Here is a 3229-nt window from a genome sequence, read left to right as displayed (position 1 = left end):
TTCAGGCTAAGGTAAAGTTTGTGAAATGCAAACTTTCGGCGAATGTCGTCTTCACAGTATAACCAGATTGCTTGGGGTTATATGGTCAAGTGAAGAAGCGCATACGGTGGATGCCTTGGCAGTCAGAGGCGATGAAAGACGTGGTAGCCTGCGAAAAGCTTCGGGGAGTCGGCAAACAGACTGTGATCCGGAGATGTCTGAATGGGGGAACCCAGCTGTCATAAGACAGTTATCTTGCACTGAATACATAGGTGCAAGAGGCGAACCAGGGGAACTGAAACATCTAAGTACCCTGAGGAAAAGAAATCAACCGAGATTCCCTTAGTAGTGGCGAGCGAACGGGGACCAGCCCTTAAGTTGATTTGAGATTAGCGGAACGCTCTGGAAAGTGCGGCCATAGTGGGTGATAGCCCTGTACGCGAAAATCTCTTGTCAATGAAATCGAGTAGGACGGGGCACGAGAAACCTTGTCTGAACATGGGGGGACCATCCTCCAAGGCTAAATACTACTGACTGACCGATAGTGAACCAGTACCGTGAGGGAAAGGCGAAAAGAACCGCGGAGAGCGGAGTGAAATAGATCCTGAAACCGTATGCGTACAAGCAGTGGGAGCCCACATTGTTGGGTGACTGCGTACCTTTTGTATAATGGGTCAGCGACTTATTTTCAGTGGCGAGCTTAACCGAATAGGGGAGGCGTAGCGAAAGCGAGTCTTAATAGGGCGTCTAGTCGCTGGGAATAGACCCGAAACCGGGCGATCTATCCATGGGCAGGTTGAAGGTTAGGTAACACTGACTGGAGGACCGAACCGACTACCGTTGAAAAGTTAGCGGATGACCTGTGGATCGGAGTGAAAGGCTAATCAAGCTCGGAGATAGCTGGTTCTCCTCGAAAGCTATTTAGGTAGCGCCTCATGTATCACTGTAGGGGGTAGAGCACTGTTTCGGCTAGGGGGTCATCCCGACTTACCAAACCGATGCAAACTCCGAATACCTACAAGTGCCGAGCATGGGAGACACACGGCGGGTGCTAACGTCCGTCGTGAAAAGGGAAACAACCCAGACCGTCAGCTAAGGTCCCAAAGTCATGGTTAAGTGGGAAACGATGTGGGAAGGCTTAGACAGCTAGGAGGTTGGCTTAGAAGCAGCCACCCTTTAAAGAAAGCGTAATAGCTCACTAGTCGAGTCGGCCTGCGCGGAAGATGTAACGGGGCTCAAACCATGCACCGAAGCTACGGGTATCACCTTCGGGTGATGCGGTAGAGGAGCGTTCTGTAAGCCTGTGAAGGTGAGTTGAGAAGCTTGCTGGAGGTATCAGAAGTGCGAATGCTGACATGAGTAACGACAATGGGTGTGAAAAACACCCACGCCGAAAGACCAAGGTTTCCTGCGCAACGTTAATCGACGCAGGGTTAGTCGGTCCCTAAGGCGAGGCTGAAAAGCGTAGTCGATGGAAAACAGGTTAATATTCCTGTACTTCTGGTTATTGCGATGGAGGGACGGAGAAGGCTAGGCCAGCCTGGCGTTGGTTGTCCAGGTTTAAGGTGGTAGGCTGAGATCTTAGGTAAATCCGGGATCTTAAGGCCGAGAGCTGATGACGAGTGTTCTTTAGAACACGAAGTGGTTGATGCCATGCTTCCAAGAAAAGCTTCTAAGCTTCAGGTAACCAGGAACCGTACCCCAAACCGACACAGGTGGTTGGGTAGAGAATACCAAGGCGCTTGAGAGAACTCGGGTGAAGGAACTAGGCAAAATGGCACCGTAACTTCGGGAGAAGGTGCGCCGGTGAGGGTGAAGGACTTGCTCCGTAAGCCCATGCCGGTCGAAGATACCAGGCCGCTGCGACTGTTTATTAAAAACACAGCACTCTGCAAACACGAAAGTGGACGTATAGGGTGTGACGCCTGCCCGGTGCCGGAAGGTTAATTGATGGGGTTAGCTAACGCGAAGCTCTTGATCGAAGCCCCGGTAAACGGCGGCCGTAACTATAACGGTCCTAAGGTAGCGAAATTCCTTGTCGGGTAAGTTCCGACCTGCACGAATGGCGTAACGATGGCGGCGCTGTCTCCACCCGAGACTCAGTGAAATTGAAATCGCTGTGAAGATGCAGTGTATCCGCGGCTAGACGGAAAGACCCCGTGAACCTTTACTATAGCTTTGCACTGGACTTTGAATTTGCTTGTGTAGGATAGGTGGGAGGCTTTGAAGCGTGGACGCCAGTCTGCGTGGAGCCATCCTTGAAATACCACCCTGGCAACTTTGAGGTTCTAACTCAGGTCCGTTATCCGGATCGAGGACAGTGTATGGTGGGTAGTTTGACTGGGGCGGTCTCCTCCTAAAGAGTAACGGAGGAGTACGAAGGTGCGCTCAGACCGGTCGGAAATCGGTCGTAGAGTATAAAGGCAAAAGCGCGCTTGACTGCGAGACAGACACGTCGAGCAGGTACGAAAGTAGGTCTTAGTGATCCGGTGGTTCTGTATGGAAGGGCCATCGCTCAACGGATAAAAGGTACTCCGGGGATAACAGGCTGATACCGCCCAAGAGTTCATATCGACGGCGGTGTTTGGCACCTCGATGTCGGCTCATCACATCCTGGGGCTGAAGCCGGTCCCAAGGGTATGGCTGTTCGCCATTTAAAGTGGTACGCGAGCTGGGTTTAGAACGTCGTGAGACAGTTCGGTCCCTATCTGCCGTGGACGTTTGAGATTTGAGAGGGGCTGCTCCTAGTACGAGAGGACCGGAGTGGACGAACCTCTGGTGTTCCGGTTGTCACGCCAGTGGCATTGCCGGGTAGCTATGTTCGGAAAAGATAACCGCTGAAAGCATCTAAGCGGGAAACTTGCCTCAAGATGAGATCTCACTGGAACCTTGAGTTCCCTGAAGGGCCGTCGAAGACTACGACGTTGATAGGTTGGGTGTGTAAGCGCTGTGAGGCGTTGAGCTAACCAATACTAATTGCCCGTGAGGCTTGACCATATAACACCCAAGCAATCTGCGACTCGAGAGAGCATCAGATTGCGGTGACTGTGAAGACGACAGCAACCGAAAGTTTGCAGCACACAAACCGATCACATACCTGATTTGCTGATGCGAGGCCAGCTGGCCACGAATCGGTACCCGAATTTCTTGACGACCATAGAGCGTTGGAACCACCTGATCCCATCCCGAACTCAGAAGTGAAACGATGCATCGCCGATGGTAGTGTGGGGTTTCCCCATGTGAGAGTAGG

The 3229-nt window shown here is 52.1% G+C and carries 2 rRNA genes; both read left to right on the top strand.

The features are described 5' to 3' along the window. Window positions 1-83: 83 nt before the first annotated feature. A 23S ribosomal RNA gene (locus NPS29_RS28595) occupies window positions 84-2976 on the top strand. 149 nt (window positions 2977-3125) lie between these two features. Then, a 5S ribosomal RNA gene (gene rrf / locus NPS29_RS28590) occupies window positions 3126-3229 on the top strand; the annotation flags it as partial.

It is taken from the genome of Pseudomonas putida (genome assembly GCF_028682175.1).
Lineage (GTDB): Bacteria > Pseudomonadota > Gammaproteobacteria > Pseudomonadales > Pseudomonadaceae > Aquipseudomonas > Aquipseudomonas putida_AD.
The sequence above is the reverse complement of the archived record's forward strand: the minus strand, read 5'-3'. Positions and strand labels throughout refer to the sequence as shown.